Genomic DNA, 18190 nt, shown 5'->3' on the forward strand with positions numbered 1-18190 from the left:
TCAGAACCCCAGGATCGCCTTGGCGATGATGTTGCGCTGGATCTCGTTAGAGCCGCCGTAGATCGAGATCTTCCGCCAGTTGAAATAGGTCGGCGCCGCCTCGGCCGCGTCGTCCGGCCCGATCGGCATGGCGTTGCCATCGTCATCCGGATCGGTCGAGCCCTGGAACGGCATCGCGAGCGGGCCGACGACATCGAGCAGAAGCTCGGTCGTCGCCTGCTGGATTTCCGAACCCTTGATCTTGAGGATCGAGGATTTCGGATCCGGCCGGCCATGCTTGCCCGACTTGCGCGCCTCGGCGAGCACGCGGAGCTGGGTGATTTCCAGCGCCTTGAGATCGATCTCGACATCCGCGAGCTTCTCGCGGAACCAGGGCGCGTCGATCAGCTTCGCGTCGCCGGCCCGCTCGATCGCGGCGAGTTCGCGGATGCGACGCAGGCGCTGCTTCGAGGCGCCGACGCGGGCGATACCGGTGCGCTCGTTGCCGAGCAGGAACTTCGCGTAGTCCCAGCCCTTGTTTTCCTCGCCGACGAGGTTTTCCGCCGGCACCTTCACCTCGTCGAACCAGACCTCGTTGACCTCGTGCCCGCCATCGATCAGCTGGATCGGCCGGACGGTGATGCCGGGCGTCTTCATGTCGACAAGGATGAAGGAAATGCCTTGCTGCTTCTTCTCCGCACCCGGATCGGTGCGGGCGAGGACGAAGATCCAGTCGGCATACTGGGCGAGGGTCGTCCAGGTCTTCTGGCCGTTGATGATGTAGTGATCGCCCTCGCGGCGGGCCGTGGTCTTGAGGCCGGCAAGATCCGATCCCGCCCCCGGCTCGGAGAAGCCCTGGCACCACCAGATATCGAGGTTGGCCGTCGCCGGCAGGAATTTCCGCTTCTGCTCGTCATTGCCGAAGGTCGCGATCACCGGGCCGACCATGGAGACGTTGAACGGCAGCGGGCTGGGCGCGGGGGCCGATTGCAACTCGTCGAGCAGGATGAATTCCTGCACCGGGCTCCAGTCCTGCCCGCCCCAGGCGCGCGGCCAGTGCGGCACTGCCCAGCCTTTCGCGTTCAGCTTGCGCTGCCAGTCGACAATGTCCTGCTTGCCGATCTCGCGTCCCTCGATCAGGCGCTTCTGCACATCCCCGGGCAGGTTGTCGCGGATGAAGGCGCGCACCTCGTCGCGGAACGCGATTTCCTCGGGCGAAAAGCTGAGTTCCATGGCGCTCTCCTCAGTTGTTCTCGAAACGGCCGGCGCTGTCCTTGCGGGTGCCGGTGCGGGTGTCCATCCGCCCGCGCGGGGCGGCGGCGATGGTGGGCGGGATCATGGTGCCGCAGCACCTGAAGCTCTGGCGGAAGCGTGCCGTTCGCGTTCCTCCGCCGCGAGTTCCTTGCGCGAGAACTTGCCGACAGATGTCTTCGGCAGGGCCTCGCGGAATTCGACGGCGGCGGGGAGTTCGTGCTTGCCGAGCTTGTCGGCGAGGAAGTCGCGCAGCGACTCGATCGTGAATTCCGCCGCACCCGGCTTCAGCGTTATGAAGGCCTTGGCCGACTGGCCGCGATAGTCGTCCGGCACGCCGACGACGATGACCTCGGCGACGTCGGGGTGTTCGTAGATCGCGCTCTCGATCACGGTCGGGTAGACGTTGAAGCCGCCCGAGAGGATCATGTCCTTCTTGCGATCGACGAGGAAGACCATGCCGTCCTCGTCGATATAGCCGACATCTCCGGTCAGGAAATGGCCGTCGACGAAACTGCGGGCGGTCTCCTCGGGGTTCTGCCAGTAGCCGATGAAGGTGTTGGGCGAGCGGATGCGGATTTCGCCGGTTTCGCCATAAGGCAGCACGCGGGACGGATCGTCGAGGGCGACGACGTCGAGCTTGATGCCGGGCAGTGGCATGCCGGCGGAGCCGAACTTGAACAGCCCGTCGAGCAGGTTGCCGGTGCCGGCCGAGGCGGTTTCGGTCATGCCCCAGCCGCCGCCGAGGCGCATGCCGGTCAGCCGCTCGAAACGCTGCCCGATTTCCACCGGCAGCGGCGCGCCGCCCGAGCCCACGAGGCGGAGCGACGAGAGGTCCCGCCGGTCGAGATCCGGCACGTTGGCGAGCGCGATCCACATCGTCGGCACGCCGGGAAAATAGCTCGCCTTCTTCACCTCGATGTCGCGCAGCGTGGTTTCGGCATCGAATTTCAGCCGCAGCAGCAGCGTCGATCCGCGCGAGAGCTGCAACAGGCAGAGCACGACCAGCGCGTAGATATGGAACAGCGGCAGCACGCAGATTGCGCGGAATTTCTGCCCCGGCGGGAAGCGGTTCTGGCCGTCGAAGAAAGTCGCGTAGATCGCCACCGCCGCCCGCAGCGTCGCGTGCGTGTGCATCGCCCCCTTGGGCAGGCCGGTGGTGCCGCCGGTATATTGCAGCAGCGCGAGATCGCCCGGCGCGATGGCGGGCGGCTCGAATTCGAACGCCCGCCCCCGCGCGCGCAGGGCATCGAGCGTCATTACCCGCGGATCGCCGGTCGGGATCGGCGGGTGCGCCATGCCGGGGATCTCGCCGAACGCCGCGTCATCGGCGACGACGAGGCGCTCGACATGGCCGGCATCCAGCAGTTTCAGCGCCATGCCGAGCATCGCGCCGAGATTGGTCGTCACCAGCGTGCGCGCGCCGGAATCGTGCAGCTTGTGGGCAAGCTCGCGCTCGGCATCCAGCGGCGAGAGATGCGCGACCACGAGCCCCGCCGTCAGCGCGCCGTAGAAGCAGAACGGATGCGCCGGCACGTTCGGCAGATAGAGCGCGATACGCTCGCCCTTGGCGTGGCCGAGCGAGGCGAGCCCGGCGGCAACCTCGCCGATGGCGACGCCAAGCTCGGCGAAGCCGGTTTCACGATCGCGATATTCCAGTGCGGGCTGGGCGGCGTTTTCGGCGATGCTGCGCGCGATCATGGCCGGGATCGTCTCGGCCGGGATGTCGATATCCCAGCCGAGACCGGGCGGATAATTCCGCTCCCACGGGAACGGCCGGGCGTTCATGACGCGGCTTTCGCGTCCTGGGCGAAATCCGCGAACCCCTGGCCTGCCGCCGCGAGGCGGCGCAGCAGGGCGCAGGGGGCGAGCGTCTCGTCGCCCACCGCCTGGGCGTAGTGTTCGAGCCGGGCGGCGATTTCCTTCAGCCCGACGAGGTCGGCATGGAAGCACGGCCCGCCGCGCCAGACCGGCCAGCCATACCCGTAGACCCAGACGACATCGACATCGGACGGGCGGATGGCGATGCCTTCCTCGAGGATGCGGGCTGCCTCGTTGATCATCGGGTAGGTCATGCGTTCGAGGATTTCCTGGTCGGAAATCGCGCGCCGGGTGATGCCGAGCGCTGTCGCCTTTTCACTGATCAGCGCCTCGACCTCGGGGTCGGGCGTCGGCACGCGGCTGCCGTTTTCATAGATGTAGTAGCCGCGGCCGGTCTTCTGGCCGAAGCGGCCCATCTCGCACAGCGCGTCCGACACCGGTGCCGTGGCGCCGCGATGCTTGCGGATCCGCCAGCCGACATCGAGCCCGGCCAGATCGCCCATGGCGAACGGGCCCATCGGGAAGCCGAACGCCTTGACCACGGCATCGACCTGCTGCGGCAGCGCGCCTTCCAGCATCAGCCGCTCGCACTCGATGGTGCGGCGCGCCAGCATGCGGTTGCCGACGAACCCGTCGCAATTGCCGACCACGACCGGCACCTTGCCCAGCGTCTTGCCCACCGCGATGGCGGTGGCGATCGACTGCGCGGAACTCTCCTTGCCGCGCACGATCTCCAGCAGCTTCATCACGTTGGCCGGCGAGAAGAAATGCATGCCGAGAACGTCGCCCGGCCGCTTCGTCGCGGCGGCGATGGCGTCGACATCCAGCGTCGAGGTGTTGGTCGCGAGCAGCGCGCCGGGGCGGGCGATGCCATCGATCCGCGCGAAGACCTCCTTCTTGAGCCCGAGTTCCTCGAACACCGCCTCGATCACGATATCCGCCTCGGCCATCACGCCCCAGTCGGTGCTGCCGGAGAACAGGGCCATGCGCTTCTCGGTCGTGCCGGCGGGCAGGGCGCCGCGCTGGACCGAGACGTCGTAGGTGCCGCGCACGCGGTCGAGCCCACGGGACAGCGCCGCCTCGTCGGTCTCGACGATGGTGACCGGGATGCCCGCATTGGCGAAGTTCATCGCGATGCCGCCGCCCATCGTGCCGCCGCCGATCACCACGGCGCGGCCGATTTTCGCCCCTTTCACCTCGGGGCCGATGCCGGGGATCTTCTGCGCCTCGCGCTCCGCGAAGAACACATGCCGCTGGGCACGCGACTGGTCGCCGACGACGAGGCGCATGAACGCCTGCTGCTCGGCTCTGGCACCTTCGTCGAAGGGCAGGGTGAAGGAATTGCGCACGGCTTCGACGCAGGCCGCCGGCGCCTCGACGCCCTTGAGCCGCTTCGTCGCCTCGGCGGCGGCGGCCTCGAACGCGCTCGGATCGGCCTTGGCGGCGGCAATTTTGTCGCTCCGGTCGCGCACGCGGACCAGCTTCGCGGGATCGACGGTGTGGGCGAAGTCGATCGCGCCCTGCACCGGATCGGACACGATCGCGTCGATCAGCCCGTCCGCCAGTGCGGCCTTGGCGCCGATCATCTTCCCGGAGACGATGGCGGCCACCGCCTTTTCCGGCCCGATCAGCCGCGGCAGACGCTGCGTGCCGCCGGCGCCCGGCAGCAGGCCGAGCTTGACTTCCGGCAGTCCCATCCGGGCCGACTCGACGGCGACGCGATAATGGCAGCCGAGTGCCAGTTCCAGCCCGCCGCCGAGCGTGGTGCCGAACAGCGCGGCGATGACGGGCTTGCGGCAGTTGTCGAACCGCTCGATCACCTCGTGCAGGCCCGGCGCGCGCGGCGGCTTGCCGAATTCGGTGATGTCGGCGCCGGCCGAGAAGGTGCGCCCCTTGCAGGCGAGCACGATGGCGCGGACCGAGGCATCCGCCTCCGCCGCCGCGAGTTGCTCGACCAGCCCGGCCCGCACGGCATGGCCGAGTGCGTTCACCGGGGGGTTGTCGATCGAGATCACGGCGACGCCGTTGGCGATTTCGAGCCCGACTTTCTGCTCGCTCATGTTTCCTCCGCTTGGATGGCCGCAGCCTGCACCATTGGTTAAGCGTTTATCGCTTGCGGTCGGGGGCGATGCAAGACCCCCGGCCCGCCTTCGCGGTGTCAGAGGCCGGGGCCGACCATTTCGCGCGCGAACCAGGCGATCGCCGGCAGCGGGTTGGCGGCGACCGCGGCCGGATCGCGCGGGGCGAGGGCGGCGAGGTCCGGCAGGCCTGGCGGCGGCGGCACCGTCGCGTTCACCGGCCAGAAGGCTGAATCCATGTCGTCGGACGCGAGCGCCGCGCGCTGGCCGGCGGGCGAGCAGGCAAAGGCGATGAATGCCGCCGCCCCCCGCCGCAAGGCCGGCGTCATGTGCCGCGGCATCACGATCAGGCTCGGCATCAGCACGGCTGGAGCCGGCACGACGGCTTCGAGCGAGGGATCGATCCGGGAAGCGACGTGGAAGGCCACGGCGGAGCGGACGAGGGCGAGCTGGATGGCCCCGCTGCGCAGGGCGGCGACGGTGTCCGCCGTGGTGGCGTAGATATGCAGCCCGGCGCCGCCGAGCGCGGTGACGAAGCGGCGCCCGTCCGGCCAGCCCTCGGTGGCCAGCAGGCTCGCGAGGCCGCCCCAGGCTGCGTCGTCCGTCGTCGGGTCGGCCATGCCCGTGAGTCCGCGGCGGGCCGGCGCGAGCAGGCCGTGCCAGTGCAGCGGCGGCGTGAACGGCGCCGATTTCGACATCAGCACCACGCCGCCGAGTTCGAGTCCGGTCGGGATTGCGCTGCCATCCGCCGGAATGAGGGCGGCGGCGCGGGGCGAGAGGCCGGCCGGCACCGGCAGATGGCGCGCCAGCAGCCCCCGCGCGTCGAGGGCCACGGCGTTCGGCGTGCCGGCGAACCAGGCGAGCGCCCATCGCGGGTGCGCGCCCTCGCGCTCGATCCGGTCGGCGAGGCCGGTCGGCGGCGGGCGGCGCACGCGCACGGCGATACCGGTCTTCGCGGTGAAGGCGCGGGCGACGGCGGGCGCATAATCAAGCCGCGAATACAGCGTGAGCGATGCGGCGTGCGCGGCGAAGGGCATGCCGAGCAGGCAGGCGAGAACAAGCGGAGCGAGACGGTGCATCAGAGACTCCCGGCAACCCGTTCGACGACGCCGGACCAGTCGGAGGGGCGCTCCTGGCGGAACAGGCGCAGCGACGGGTACCAGGGCGTGTCCTCGCGGTCCAGCAGCCAGCGCCAGTCGGGCGCATAGGGCAGGATGATCGAGGTCGGCACGCCCGAGGCGCCGGCCAGATGAGCGACGGAGGTGTCGATCGTCACCAGCCGGTCGAGGCATTGCAGGATCGCCAGCGTATCGGTGAAATCGAAGATCGACGGCCCGAGATTGACCAGCGGCGCCGGGCCGAAATACCCGCCCACCTCGTCGATCCGGTCGCCTTTCTGCACGGTGACGATCGCGATGTCCGGCCGCGCGAACAGCGGCGCGAAACGCTCCAGCCGCACCGTGCGCTTGCGGTCGTTCTTGTGGGTCGGCCGCCCGGCCCAGACCAGGCCGATGCGCTTCAGCCCCGGCGGCACCAGCGCGGCGAGGCGCTGGCGCCACGCCTCCACCTTGCGCGGATCGGCCCGCAGATAGGGGATGTCCGCCGGAATCGTCGGGATCGTCGTGCCGGCGAGGCGCGGCAGCCCGGAGAGCGGCATGAAGGCGTCATACTCGCCGGCGGCGGCCCAGCTGTTCGCGAACCGGCCCACCTCGGTGAACTGCCGCAGCAGCGGCATGAGATCGCCGCCACAGGCGATCACCGGCTTCGGCGCGCGCGCCGCGACCCAGGGGATATAGCGGCCGAACTGGATGCAGTCCCCGAAGCCCTGGTCGGCGACCAGCAGCAGCCGCCCCTCCGGCATCGGGCTGCCGTCCCATTGCGGCTTGTCGGTCTTCGGCAGCATGCCGTCGGCCTGCTTCAGCTTGAAGCGCCATTCGTAGCTCTCCCAGCCTTCCGTCAGCCTTCCGCCGATCAGCAGCAGCTCGGCGCGCTCGAAATGCGCCTCGGCGAAATCAGGTGAAAGCGCGATGGCGCGGTCGGCCGCCTCGATGCCTGCGTCCAGCTCGTGGCGCTCGTAGCGGATCAGGGCGAGATTGAAATGCGCGGCGCGCTCCTCCGGCGCGAGTTCGACGGCGCGCAACGCCATCGCCAGCGCGTCGTCGAGCCGCCCGGCGCCGCGATAGATCTCGCAGGCGTTGCGCGGATAGATCGCGACCTCCGGCGCCAGGACGAGGGATTTCTCGATCCGCTCGATCGCGCGCGGGATGTTGCCGCGCCGGTAGGCGACGATCCCCGAGAGATGCAGGATGTGCGGATGCCCGGGCGAGGCGGCGACCGCGCGCTCGGCGAGCGATTCGGCGTCCTCCAGCCTGCCGTCCCGTTCGAGCGCGGTGATCTCGGCCAGCACCTCGCCGACCGTGATCTTCGCCGTCGGTTGCGGCGCGGCGCTCATGCCGCGCCCTCCGGCGTCGCGGCATAGCCGAGGCGCTCGATCCAGGGGGCGAGAACCGGCATCGCCTCGCCGAAGACGTCGCCGAAGCGGCGGTGGCGGAACACACCCCGGCGATGCGGCGGCTCCAGCTCGGCGCGATAGGCCGGAACGCGCGGGACGGCGCGCGGCGGGGCGGTGATCATCGCGGCGGGGTCGGCGGCCAGGCCGATGAAGTCGAGCACGCGGCGCAGCGTCGCCTCCGTGTCGGTGACGAGATCCTCGTAGCGGACGGGCAGGTAGCGCATGGTGGTCTGTCCGCGGACATGGGCGATGGCGTTCATCTGCGCGTCGTAGAGCCGGGCGAGGCTGGCCAGCGTCACGCCGGCATTGCCCTCGTAAAGCCGGTCCTGCGCGAAGCCGGACAGTACCACGTCGAGGGGGTGGCGCAGCACATGGATCACCGGCGCCCCCGGGAACAGCGTGTTGGCGAGGCCGAGCAGCCAGGGCAGTTCGGGATGGCGGTCGGTCACGAACCGCGCCTGCGGCCCGACAATGCCGGCGGCGCGGATCAGGGCGACATAGCGGCTGGCGAGAATGGCCGGAATGTCCTGCGCCTCGCCGGCAACCGTGCCCTCGAGGGCGGCCGGAAAGTCGAGCGTCGGCCCGCCAAACCCCTCGACCAGCCTGGGCAGCAGCCGCCCGAGGCCGGGCAGCGGCGCGCGGTTGTCCGCGGGGTCGATCTCCGTCGCCTGGGCCAGCAGGTGTTCCAGCAGGGACGATCCGGAGCGCGGCGCGCCGAGCAGGAAGACCGGCACCGGCGCGTTCGCCACGGGCGCCGGCCGCGGCAGCCCTGCCAGACGGTCGGCCCTGAACGTTTCGCGGATGCCGGCGAGCCGGGCCTCGATCGGCGCGGGATCGAACCGGCGGCGGGCGCGTTCGCGCTGGAAGTCGCGGCCGGCAAGATAGGCGGCCCAGGCCTCGTCGTGGCGGCCGAGGCGTTCCAGCGCGCGGCCGCGCATCGCCAGTTCGGTGGTGAGCAGCGGTTGCGGCGCGATTGCCGCCTCGGTGGCCGCGATGCGGTCGAGCGCGGCCTCGGCATCGCCCGCACGCAGCCGGGACAGCGCGATCAGGGCCGCGACCATGCGGTCGCCCGGGGCGGCGGCGGACGTCACGGCTTCGGCCAGCAGCGCTTCCGCCGCGTCGAACCGGCCGCGCCCGGCCTCGACCTGCGCCAGCCCGGCCAGAGCGCGTACCGGCCGGACAGTTCCGGACAACGCCTGCCCGTAGACCGCCGCCGCCTCGTCGAGCCGGCCCTGCTGGCGCAGATTCCAGGCGAGATTGCCGAGCAGCGTCGGGTTCGGCGCCTCGATCAGCGCCTCGGCCATGCGGTAATGCCGCTCGCCGGAGGTCGGGCGGCCGGTTTCGGTCTGGATCATGCCGAGCAGGTGATGCACCGACGGGTCGCGCGGGGCGAGCAGCAGTGCGCGTCGCGCCGGCGCCTCGGCCTCGGCGTGCCGGCCCTGCCCGATCAGGAGCTGGGCGTGCTGGACGTGCGCCGCCGGCGTCTCCGGCGGCAGCGCGGCGATGCGCGCAACGAGGGCGATGGCCGCCGGAATCCGCCGCTCGGCGTGGCGAATCTCGTAGAGCAGGCGCAGCGCCTCGCGATGCAGCGGGGCGAGATCGAGCACCTGCAGCAGCAGGCGTTCGGCCTCGCGGTTGCGCCCGGCGGTCCGCGCCGCGCGCGCCTGCTCCACTTGCGGCGCGACCAGTGCGTGATGGGCGGGGTCCGGCGGTCCGCCGCCATCGAGCGCGCAGCACCGCCGCGCCCGCAGCCCGGACCCGCAGGCACACGGAGCGGGATCGGGGCGGGGAGCCGGAGAGGGCGATGCGGCGCTCATGGGCGGATCATGCAGGGTTTGCGGTCCCGCGCAAGGGCCGGGCCGCCTCGGCCGGACACCCTCAATTGCAAATAAATCTCAAGTAAAACAAGGACCTTGACCTTGTCCGGCGGTGCCGCCATGTCTTGCGCATGCGCAACTTTTCAGAACTGTCCGACCGCGAAATCCTGGCCCTGGCGATCGGCGCCGAGGAAGAGGACGGCCGGATCTACGCCGACATCGCCGAATCGCTGCGGACCGATTATCCGGCCTCGGCGAAGGTGTTTTCGGAGATGGCGGCGGAGGAGAGCGAACACCGCCGCTCGCTGATCGACCTCTACCAGCAGAAATTCGGCGACCATATCCCGCTGATCCGCCGGCAGGACGTGCGCGGCTTCCTTGCCCGCAAGCCGGTCTGGCAGCTGCCGACGCCCTCGATCAACGATGTGCGCAAGCTCGCCGAGAGCATGGAGGCGGAAACCCAGAATTTCTATCGCCTCGCCGCCAGCCGTACGAGCGACACCGCAACGCGCAAGCTGCTCGGCGACCTCGCCGAGGCGGAGGCCGATCACGAGCGTCTCGCCGACCGTCTCGCGCGCGAGAACCTGACCGAGGAAGTCCGCTCCGCCGAGGACGACACGGCGCGGCGCAACTTCGTGCTGCGCTACGTCCAGCCCGGTCTCGCCGGGCTGATGGACGGGTCGGTCTCCACCCTGGCGCCGGTCTTCGCCGCCGCCTTCGCCTCCGGCAGTCCTTGGCAGGCCTTCATCGTCGGCATCGCCGCCTCGCTCGGCGCCGGCATCTCCATGGGTTTCGCCGAGGCGCTCTCGGACGATGGCAGCCTCACCGGCCGCGGCTCGCCACTGATGCGCGGCGCGATCACCGGCGCGATGACGACGCTGGGCGGCCTCGGCCACACACTGCCCTTCCTCATCCCGAATTTCTGGACCGCGATGGTGCTGGCCTTCGCCGTCGTCGTCGTCGAACTCGCGGCGATTTCGTGGATTCGCACCAAATACATGGACACGCCGCCGCTGCAGGCGGCGCTTCAGGTCGCACTCGGCGGGGCCATCGTCTTCGCCGTGGGCGTTGCGATCGGCAGTAGTTGACGTTTAGGGAAACCCTCGGCACAGTCGGGGGATGAGCGCCGCACAGGATCTTCGAAACAGGCTGGCGATTCCGGTGATCGGGTCGCCGCTTTTCATCATCTCCAACCCGAAACTGGTCATCGCCCAGTGCATCGCCGGCATCGTCGGCTCGTTTCCGGCGCTGAACGCCCGGCCGGCCTCCCAACTCGACGAATGGCTGGCGGAAATCACCGAAACCCTGGCGGCGTGGGACCGCGATCATCCGGACCGCAAGGCGGCGCCGTTCGCGGTCAACCAGATCGTGCACCGTTCCAACGCGCGGCTCGAACAGGATCTCGAACTCTGCGTGAAATACCGCGCGCCGCTGGTCATCACCTCGCTCGGCGCGCGGCCGGAGGTGAACCAGGCGGTGCATGGCTATGGCGGCATCGTGCTGCATGACATCATCAACGACCGCTTCGCCCGCAAGGCGGTCGAGAAAGGGGCGGACGGGTTGATCGCCGTGGCCGCCGGCGCCGGCGGCCATGCCGGCACGCTCTCGCCCTTCGCGCTGGTGCAGGAAATCCGCACCTGGTTCCAGGGGCCGCTCGCTCTGTCCGGCGCGATCGCGACCGGCCGCGCCGTGCTCGCCGCCGAGGCGATGGGGGCCGATTTCGCCTATATCGGCTCGGCCTTCATCGCCACCGAGGAGGCCAACGCGGCCAGTGCCTACAAGCAGGCGATCGTCGCCAGCGGCGCGGAAGACATCGTCTACACCAATCTCTTCACCGGCGTGCATGGCAACTACCTGCGCCCGAGCATCGTCGCCGCCGGCCTCGATCCCGACAACCTGCCGCAGAGCGATGCCTCGGCGATGAATTTCCACGAGGGCGCGAAGGCCAAGGCGTGGAAGGACATCTGGGGCTCGGGGCAGGGGATCGGCGCGGTCGATGCCGTGCTGCCGGCAGGCGAGCGGGTCGCGCGGCTGATCGCCGAATACCGCGCGGCGCGCGCCGCCCTGTGCGGCTGAGCGCGGCTCAGGCGAACGGGTAGGGGCCGCCGCGCTCCAGCGCCCGCTGCCACGCCGGCCGCGCGTGGATCGCCGCGAGGAAGGCGTTGAGCCGCGGGTAATTGCCGCGCAGCAGCCCCCTTGTGTTCGCCGCCTCGATCGGGAAGCTCATCATGATGTCGGCGCCGGTCGGCGCATCGCCGGCGAACCAGGCGGAGTTGGCCAGCGCGTCTTCCCAGAACCGGATATTGGCGCCGAGATTGGGGTCGAGAAACGCATCGCCCACCTTGTTGCCAATGGCGCGCATCAGCGGCTTGAGCACGAAGGGCGCCTGCTTGGGCATTTCGTCGAACACCAGCTTCATCACCAGGAACGGCATCGCCGACCCCTCGGCGTGGTGCAGCCAGTAGGTGTAGCGGCGCCGCTCGTCGGTCCCTTCGGGCGGGATCAGCCGCCCCTTGCCGTAGGTGCCGATGAGATATTCGACGATCGCGCCGGTCTCGGCGACGGTGATCCCGCCATCGGTGATGACGGGGGATTTGCCGAGCGGATGCACCGCGCGCAGCGACGGCGGGGCAAGCCTCGTCTTCCGGTCGCGGTCATAGCGCTGCACCTCGTATTCGAGGCCGAGTTCCTCGAGCAGCCAGAGCACGCGCTGCGAGCGCGACGCTTCGAGATGATGAACGACGATCATGGGGTCGCGGTCTCCGGCAGGGTCATCCAGGATGGAATGTCGGGCGTCAGCGCGATGCCGTCGAGACTCAGCCTGGCATCCAGCGCATCGAGCCGCAGCAGCGCGAGGCCGCGCCGGCCGAGGCTCGTCCGCAGCGTGCCCACTTCGCGCTCACCGGCGGTGATCGCCCCGGCGGCGGGCAGGTCCGCTTCGGCATCGACCGGGACGAGCCGGCGCTTCACCAGCCCCCGGTAGCGGGTGCGGGCGGTGAGTTCCTGCCCCATGTAGCAGCCCTTGTCCCAGTCGATCCCGTGCAGATCGCCGAAGCCGGCTTCCATCAGCAGGGTCTTTTCCGGTTCGAGATCGTCATGGTCGGGCAGGCCGAGCGCCAGCCGGTGCGCGCGATAGGCGGTTTCATCCGCCGCTCCGGCCAGCGGCGCCGGCGCGAGGAGCCTGTGGCCGGCTGCGGGCAGACGCGGATCGGCGGCGACGATCGCGCCGGGGGCGGACGGCGCGCCGCCCCATGCGGCATGCACCGCGAATTCGTCCGACCGGTCGCGCAGCGCCACCTGGCTGCGCAGCCGGAAGCGCGACAGCCGGCGGATCAGGTCCGGAACCGCCACGCCCGGCGCATCCAGCAGGAGCGACTCGCCGTCGGTGAGAATGAAGAACTCGGCCAGGTAGCGCCCCTGCGGCGTCAGCAGCGCGGACCAGACGGCCCGGCCCGGTTCCGCCTTCGTCACGTCGTTCGACACGAGGCCCTGGAGGAAGGCGACGCGGTCGGGCCCCTCGATCCCGATCACGCCGCGCGCGGGAAGATATGCGATCGTCGTCATGACCGGCATGTGGCCCCTTGGCCGTGCGGCGGCAAGCCGTGCTAGAGCCTCGGGAGCATGAGAATCCTGTTCATAACCTCGTCCCGCATCGGCGACGCGGTGATCGCCTCGGGCGCGATGGAGCGCATCCGGCACGATCATCCGGGCGCGCGGCTGACGGTGGCCTGCGGCGCCGCTTCCGCCGGCGTGTTCGCGCGCCTGCCGGGGCTGGAACGGCTGATCATCTTCGAGAAGCAGCGTCAGGATCGCCACTGGCTCTCGCTCTGGAGCCGGCTGGTGCGCGATCGCTGGGAGGTGGTGGTGGATTTTCGCGGCTCGGCGCTGGCCTACACGCTGCGCGCCGGGCGGCGGATCGTGGTGCGCGGCGGCCGTCGGCCGGGCCGGCGCTACCGGCAGATCGGCGCCTCCTGCGGGTTTGATCCGGCGCCGTTGCCGGTGGTCTGGACCGCGCCTCAGGACCGCGCCATCGCGACCGGCCTGCTGCCCGAGGGCGCGCCGGTGCTCGGCCTCGGCCCGACCGCGAATTGGGACGGCAAGATCTGGCCGGCCGAGCGCTTCGTCGCACTGGCCCGCGCGCTGGACTATCGGCGAATCGCCGTCTTCGGCGGCCCGGGCGAGGCCGAGGCGGCGCGCGCCGCCCCGGTGCTCGCGGCGCTGCCCGGCGCGATCGACCTCGTCGGCCGCGTTTCGGTGGTGGAGGCCGCCGCCTGCCTCGCCCGCTGCGCCCTGTTCGTCGGCAACGATTCCGGGCTGATGCACCTTGCCGCTGCCGCCGGCACGCCGACGCTCGGCCTGTTCGGCCGCTCCCGCGCCTCGGAATACGCGCCCGCGGGCCGCTGCGCCGGCTTCGTCGCGGCGCCGGGCCTGGAGGGCGAGGCGCCGATGGAGGGATTGAGCGTGGAATCGGTGATCGCGGCGGCGCGCGAACTCGCCGCGCGGGTGGGGACGGCATGAGGGTCGCCCAGCTGATGGCCGGTGCCGCGAACGGCGGCGCCGAACTCTTCTTCGAGCGGATGACGCTGGCGCTGCACGAGGCCGGCGAGGCGGTGCTGCCGGTGATCCGCCCCGATCCGGCGCGGATGAACCTGTTGCGCGCGGCGGGGCTCGACCCGGTTGGCCTGCGTTATGGCGGGCCGCTCGATTGTCTCACCCGCCCGCGCGCGGGGGCGGCGCTGCGCGGCTTCGGCGCCGAGGTGGCGATGGCCTGGATGAGCCGCGCCGCCTTTCACGCGCCGCGCGGCGACTGGGCGCTGGTCGGCCGGCTCGGCGGCTATTATCCGCTGAAATATTTCCGCCGCTGCGATCATCTGGTCGGCAACACGCGCGATATCGTGCGCTGGATCGGCGAGCAGGGCTGGCCGCGCGAGCGCATCGCCTATCTTCCCAATTTCGTGGCCGATTTCGCCGCCGAGGCGCCGGCCGCGCGCGAGGGGCTCGGCGTGCCAGCGGCGGCACCGCTGGTTCTCGCCCTCGGCCGGCTGCACGAGGTCAAGGGATTCGACGATCTGATCCGCGCGATCGAGCCGGTTGCCGGCGCGCATCTGGTGATCGCCGGGGAGGGGCCGGAACGCGCCGCGCTGGAGGCGCTGGTCGCCGCGCGCGGGCTTGGCGGGCGGGTCCATCTCGCCGGCTGGCGGCGCGATGTCGGCGCGCTGCTGCGCACGGCCGACCTGTTCGTCTCGTCCTCGCGCCATGAACCGCTGGGCAACATGGTGCTGGAGGCGTTCTCCGCAGCGACCCCGGTGGTGGCGGTCGCCGCCGAGGGGCCGCGCGAAATCATCCGCGACGGGGTGGACGGTGCGCTGGTGCCGCTCGGCGACACGCAATCTCTCTCCGCCGCGATCGCGGCCCTGCTCGCCGATCCGGCCCGCCGCGCCGATCTCGCCGCCGCCGGACGGGCGCGGTTCGAGGCGGAGTTCGCCGCCCCGGTCGTGATGGCAACCTGGCGCGACTACCTCGCCGGGGTGCGGCGCTGATGTGCGGCATCGCCGGACTCGCGCTGAAGCCGGGGGCGCGGATCGCGCCGGAAACCCTCGCGGCGCTCGCCCGCGCGCTGGCCCATCGCGGGCCGGATGGTGCGGGCACCCATGTCAGCGAGCGCGCGGCGCTGGTGCATACCCGCCTCGCCATTGTCGATCTCGCGACCGGCGACCAGCCGCTGTTCGGTGCCGGTGCCGCGCTGATCGGCAATGGCGAGATCTACAACAACCGCGAATTGCGCGCCGCCCTGCCGCTTGTGCCCTTCCGCACCGGCAGCGATTGCGAGCCGCCGCTGCATCTTGCCCGCGCCGAGGCGGATTTCGTGCCGCTGCTGCGCGGGATGTATGCGCTCGCGATCGATGATTCCGAGCGCGGCGTGGTGACGCTGGCGCGCGATCCGTTCGGAATCAAGCCGCTCTATCGCTGCGCCGCCGACCAGGGCACCGCCTTCGCCTCCGAGCCGCAGGCGCTGCTCGCCGCCGGGCTCGCGACGCGGCGGATCGACACGGCGCGCCTCGTCGAGCTGCTGCAACTGCAATTCACCGCCGGCACCGCAACCGTCTTCACCGGGATCGAGCGGGTGCCGCCCGGCGCGCTGCTCACCCTGCGCGATGGCGCCGAGGCGGCACTGCTCGACCATCCGCCGATCGAGCCGGGCGAGGCGCCGCGCGACGAGGATGCGGCCCTCGTCGCGCTCGATGCCGTGCTGGCGCAATCGGTCGAGCTGCACCAGCGCAGCGACGTGCCGTATGGCATGTTCCTCTCGGGCGGGATCGACAGCGCCGCGATCCTCGCCCTGATGGCGCGGCTGAACGAGACGCCGGTGCTCGCCTTCACCGCCGGGTTCGACCGCGCCACGGTGGCCGACGAGCGCGACGATGCCGAGGCGACGGCCCGCGCCGTCGGCGCCCGGCACGAGCGGATCGAGATCACCGAGACGATGACTTGGCGGCACCTGCCCGCCATCGTCGCCGCGATGGACGACCCGGCCGCCGATTATGCGATCATCCCCACATGGTTCCTCGCCCGCCACGCGCGCGGGAGCGTCAAGGTCGTGCTGTCCGGCGAGGGCGGGGACGAGATGTTCGCCGGCTACGGCCGCTATCGCGCGGCGGCGCGGCCCTGGCCCTTCGCCCGGCCGATGCGCGCCCGCGGCGCGTTCGACGGGCTCGACCTGCTGCGCGATCGCGGCGAGGGCTGGCGCGCCGGTCTCCTGCGGGCGCGGCAGGCGGCAAGCGGCAGCGGCCTCGCCCGCGCGCAGCGCGAGGATGTGGCGACCTGGCTGCCCGACGATCTGCTGCTCAAGCTCGATCGCTGCCTCATGGCGCATGGCGTCGAGGGCCGCACGCCCTTCCTCGACCGCGAGGTGGCGCGCTTCGCCTTCGCCCTGCCGGACCGGCTGCGGGCGCGCCGGGGGCTTGGCAAATATCTGCTGCGCAAATGGCTGGAGGCGAACCTGCCGGCGGCGCGTCCCTTCGCCCGCAAGCAGGGGTTCGATGTGCCGGTCGCCGCCTGGATTGCCGGGCAGGGCCAGCGCCTCGGCGAGCTGGTCGCGCGCGCGCCGGTCATCGCCGAGGTTGCGGACCCGGCGCGGGTGCGCGACCTGTTCGCCCGCGCGGCCGACCGCCGGGCCGGCGTGGCATGCTGGCGGCTGCTGTTCCTCGCCTTGTGGCATCATCGTCACGGGCTGGGCGGCGCCGTCGATGGCGATGTGTTCGAAATACTGGGAGAACGGGCATGACCGAGCGCTACGACCTGATCATCGAGAACGGCACGCTGATCCTGCCCTGGGGCGAGGCGACCGGGCGGATCGGCGTGCGGGACGGCCGAATCGCCACCCTCGCTGCCACCGGGGATGCGGCCGAGACGATCGACGCCCGCGGCCTGCACGTCCTGCCCGGGCTGATCGACCCGCATGTGCATTTCCGCGATTCCGGCAGCGGCGAGCTGCCGGCGGTCGAGACGATGGAAACCGGCACGCGCGGCGCCGTGCTCGGCGGCATCACCGCGATCTTCGACATGCCGAACACCGGCACGCCGGCCACCGGGCAGGCGGCGCTGGCGGCGAAGCGGGAGTCGCTCGCCGGCCGGGCCTGGTGCGATGTCGGCCTCTATGTCGGCGCGACGAAGGACAATATCGGCGAACTCGCCGCCCTTGAGGCCGAATCCGGCGTCTGCGCGATCAAGGTTTTCGCCGGTTCCTCCACCGGCAACCTGCTGGTCGAGGACGATGCCTCGATCGAGCGCGTGATGCGCGCCGGAAGGCGGCGGATCGCCTTCCATTCCGAGGACGAATACCGCCTGCAGGCGCGGCGCGGCGAATTTTCCACCGGCATGGCCTATGCGAACCACGCGATCTGGCGCGATCCGGAATGCGCGGCGCTGGGCACGCGGCGGATCATGGCGCTCGCCCGCCGCACCGGCCGCCCGGCGCATATCCTGCACGTCTCGACCGAGGAGGAATTCGCCTATCTGCGCGATTTCCGCGATGTCGCCAGCGTCGAGGTGCTGGTCAACCACCTGACCCAGATGGCGCCCGACGCCTATGACCGGCTCGGCGCCTATGCGGTGATGAACCCGCCGATCCGCGATCGGCGCCATGTCGAGGCGGCATGGCGCGCGGTGGCGGACGGGCTGGTGGACACGATCGGCTCCGACCACGCGCCGCATCCCCGCGCCGCGAAGGAGCGCCCCTGGCCCGAAACCGCGGCCGGGCTGACCGGCGTGCAGACGCTGGTCCCGGTGATGCTCGACCAGGTGGCGAAGGGGCGGCTGAAGCTGACCCGGCTGGTCGATCTCATGGCGGCCGGGCCGGCGCGGATCTACGGCGCGGTCGGCAAGGGGCGGATCGCCGCCGGCTATGACGCCGATTTCACCCTGGTCGACCTGCGCCGCCAGCAGCGCATCGAGGCGGGCTGGCTCGCCAGCCCCTGCGGCTGGTCGCCGTTCGAGGGCGAGCGCGTCACCGGGTGGCCGGTGATGACGATCATCCGCGGCCAGGTCGCGATGCGCGACGGCGCGGTGCAGGGCTCGCCCGCCGGCCGTTCGGTTACCTTCCGCTCGTAGCCGCACCGTCGACGCTGCCGGCGTGGCGGATTTCGAACAGGGCGCAGTAGGCCGAGCGATCGACCAGCCTGAGCCGCCCCGGCATGAAGCCGCCGAGATGCCGCGCCGCGCCGGACGATGAC

At 71.0% G+C, this 18190-nt stretch carries 14 protein-coding genes; 6 read left to right on the forward strand and 8 right to left on the reverse strand.

Annotated elements, in window-relative coordinates; genetic code table 11:
• The 6 genes from pimC to ACMV_RS01390 all read right to left on the reverse strand — a co-directional run bounded on the left by pimC (position 1) and on the right by ACMV_RS01390 (position 9458).
• Positions 1-1212 carry a pimeloyl-CoA dehydrogenase large subunit gene (gene pimC, locus ACMV_RS01365; RefSeq protein WP_013639277.1) on the reverse strand — a complete coding sequence of 404 codons (1212 nt, stop codon included), beginning with the start codon at positions 1210-1212 and terminating at the stop codon, positions 1-3.
• Positions 1213-1314: 102 nt separating this feature from the next.
• Positions 1315-3018 (reverse strand): dicarboxylate--CoA ligase PimA, encoded by a 1704-nt coding sequence (gene pimA / locus ACMV_RS01370; protein ID WP_013639278.1) that lies wholly within the window; start codon positions 3016-3018, stop codon positions 1315-1317.
• On the reverse strand, positions 3015-5111 hold the full coding sequence (locus tag ACMV_RS01375) for a 3-hydroxyacyl-CoA dehydrogenase NAD-binding domain-containing protein (RefSeq protein WP_013639279.1): 2097 nt from the start codon (positions 5109-5111) through the stop codon (positions 3015-3017). Before ACMV_RS01375 ends, pimA begins: the two co-directional genes overlap by 4 nt.
• A 98-nt stretch (positions 5112-5209) precedes the next feature.
• The gene (locus ACMV_RS01380; RefSeq protein WP_013639280.1) at positions 5210-6208 is read right to left on the reverse strand and encodes an ABC transporter substrate-binding protein; all 999 of its coding nucleotides are present in this window, start codon (positions 6206-6208) and stop codon (positions 5210-5212) included.
• Positions 6208-7581 carry a tetratricopeptide repeat protein gene (locus ACMV_RS01385; RefSeq protein WP_013639281.1) on the reverse strand — a complete coding sequence of 458 codons (1374 nt, stop codon included), beginning with the start codon at positions 7579-7581 and terminating at the stop codon, positions 6208-6210. The genes ACMV_RS01380 and ACMV_RS01385 overlap by 1 nt, the downstream gene beginning before the upstream one ends.
• Positions 7578-9458, reverse strand: coding sequence for a tetratricopeptide repeat-containing sulfotransferase family protein (locus tag ACMV_RS01390; protein ID WP_013639282.1), 1881 nt, complete (start codon positions 9456-9458; stop codon positions 7578-7580). Before ACMV_RS01390 ends, ACMV_RS01385 begins: the two co-directional genes overlap by 4 nt.
• A 131-nt stretch (positions 9459-9589) precedes the next feature.
• On the opposite strand from ACMV_RS01390, the gene mbfA reads away from it, so the two are divergent.
• Together mbfA and ACMV_RS01400 are read left to right on the forward strand one after the other, a co-directional pair.
• Complete coding sequence (gene mbfA / locus ACMV_RS01395; RefSeq protein ID WP_011941392.1) at positions 9590-10546, forward strand: iron exporter MbfA; 957 nt, start codon at positions 9590-9592, stop codon at positions 10544-10546.
• Between the two features lie 31 nt (positions 10547-10577).
• The gene (locus ACMV_RS01400; protein WP_013639283.1) at positions 10578-11534 is read left to right on the forward strand and encodes an NAD(P)H-dependent flavin oxidoreductase; all 957 of its coding nucleotides are present in this window, start codon (positions 10578-10580) and stop codon (positions 11532-11534) included.
• A gap of 7 nt (positions 11535-11541) precedes the next feature.
• Here the strand turns inward: ACMV_RS01400 and ACMV_RS01405 are convergent, their stop codons facing one another.
• Complete coding sequence (locus ACMV_RS01405; RefSeq protein ID WP_013639284.1) at positions 11542-12207, reverse strand: glutathione S-transferase; 666 nt, start codon at positions 12205-12207, stop codon at positions 11542-11544.
• The gene (ygfZ, locus tag ACMV_RS01410; RefSeq protein ID WP_011941394.1) at positions 12204-13031 is read right to left on the reverse strand and encodes a CAF17-like 4Fe-4S cluster assembly/insertion protein YgfZ; all 828 of its coding nucleotides are present in this window, start codon (positions 13029-13031) and stop codon (positions 12204-12206) included. The genes ACMV_RS01405 and ygfZ overlap by 4 nt, the downstream gene beginning before the upstream one ends.
• A 48-nt stretch (positions 13032-13079) precedes the next feature.
• Between ygfZ and ACMV_RS01415 the strand changes: the two genes are divergently transcribed.
• The 4 genes from ACMV_RS01415 to ACMV_RS01430 are packed head-to-tail and all read left to right on the forward strand — an operon-like array spanning position 13080 to position 18068.
• On the forward strand, positions 13080-13976 hold the full coding sequence (locus ACMV_RS01415) for a glycosyltransferase family 9 protein (protein WP_013639285.1): 897 nt from the start codon (positions 13080-13082) through the stop codon (positions 13974-13976).
• A complete protein-coding gene (locus ACMV_RS01420) occupies positions 13973-14998 on the forward strand; it encodes a glycosyltransferase (protein WP_011941396.1) in 1026 nt (341 codons plus the stop codon). The genes ACMV_RS01415 and ACMV_RS01420 overlap by 4 nt, the downstream gene beginning before the upstream one ends.
• Positions 14998-16743, forward strand: a complete 1746-nt coding sequence (asnB, locus tag ACMV_RS01425) for an asparagine synthase (glutamine-hydrolyzing) (RefSeq protein WP_013639286.1) — start codon at positions 14998-15000, stop codon at positions 16741-16743. Before ACMV_RS01420 ends, asnB begins: the two co-directional genes overlap by 1 nt.
• On the forward strand, positions 16740-18068 hold the full coding sequence (locus ACMV_RS01430) for a dihydroorotase (protein WP_013639287.1): 1329 nt from the start codon (positions 16740-16742) through the stop codon (positions 18066-18068). Before asnB ends, ACMV_RS01430 begins: the two co-directional genes overlap by 4 nt.
• The last annotated feature ends 122 nt before the right edge of the window (positions 18069-18190 follow it).

The sequence above is a fragment of the Acidiphilium multivorum AIU301 genome (assembly GCF_000202835.1).
GTDB classification, from domain to species: Bacteria; Pseudomonadota; Alphaproteobacteria; order Acetobacterales; family Acetobacteraceae; genus Acidiphilium; species Acidiphilium multivorum.

Bases quoted from the DNA above. Each gene is read 5' to 3' on its own strand.
- ACMV_RS01390 (WP_013639282.1), bottom strand. From the start codon at position 9,458: ATGAGCGCCGCATCGCCCTCTCCGGCTCCCCGCCCCGATCCCGCTCCG.
- ACMV_RS01415 (WP_013639285.1), top strand. From the start codon at position 13,080: ATGAGAATCCTGTTCATAACCTCGTCCCGCATCGGCGACGCGGTGATC.
- mbfA (WP_011941392.1), top strand. From the start codon at position 9,590: ATGCGCAACTTTTCAGAACTGTCCGACCGCGAAATCCTGGCCCTGGCG.
- ACMV_RS01380 (WP_013639280.1), bottom strand. From the start codon at position 6,208: ATGCACCGTCTCGCTCCGCTTGTTCTCGCCTGCCTGCTCGGCATGCCC.
- pimC (WP_013639277.1), bottom strand. From the start codon at position 1,212: ATGGAACTCAGCTTTTCGCCCGAGGAAATCGCGTTCCGCGACGAGGTG.
- ACMV_RS01430 (WP_013639287.1), top strand. From the start codon at position 16,740: ATGACCGAGCGCTACGACCTGATCATCGAGAACGGCACGCTGATCCTG.
- ACMV_RS01405 (WP_013639284.1), bottom strand. From the start codon at position 12,207: ATGATCGTCGTTCATCATCTCGAAGCGTCGCGCTCGCAGCGCGTGCTC.
- ACMV_RS01375 (WP_013639279.1), bottom strand. From the start codon at position 5,111: ATGAGCGAGCAGAAAGTCGGGCTCGAAATCGCCAACGGCGTCGCCGTG.
- ACMV_RS01385 (WP_013639281.1), bottom strand. From the start codon at position 7,581: ATGAGCGCCGCGCCGCAACCGACGGCGAAGATCACGGTCGGCGAGGTG.
- asnB (WP_013639286.1), top strand. From the start codon at position 14,998: ATGTGCGGCATCGCCGGACTCGCGCTGAAGCCGGGGGCGCGGATCGCG.
- ACMV_RS01400 (WP_013639283.1), top strand. From the start codon at position 10,578: ATGAGCGCCGCACAGGATCTTCGAAACAGGCTGGCGATTCCGGTGATC.
- pimA (WP_013639278.1), bottom strand. From the start codon at position 3,018: ATGAACGCCCGGCCGTTCCCGTGGGAGCGGAATTATCCGCCCGGTCTC.
- ACMV_RS01420 (WP_011941396.1), top strand. From the start codon at position 13,973: ATGAGGGTCGCCCAGCTGATGGCCGGTGCCGCGAACGGCGGCGCCGAA.
- ygfZ (WP_011941394.1), bottom strand. From the start codon at position 13,031: ATGCCGGTCATGACGACGATCGCATATCTTCCCGCGCGCGGCGTGATC.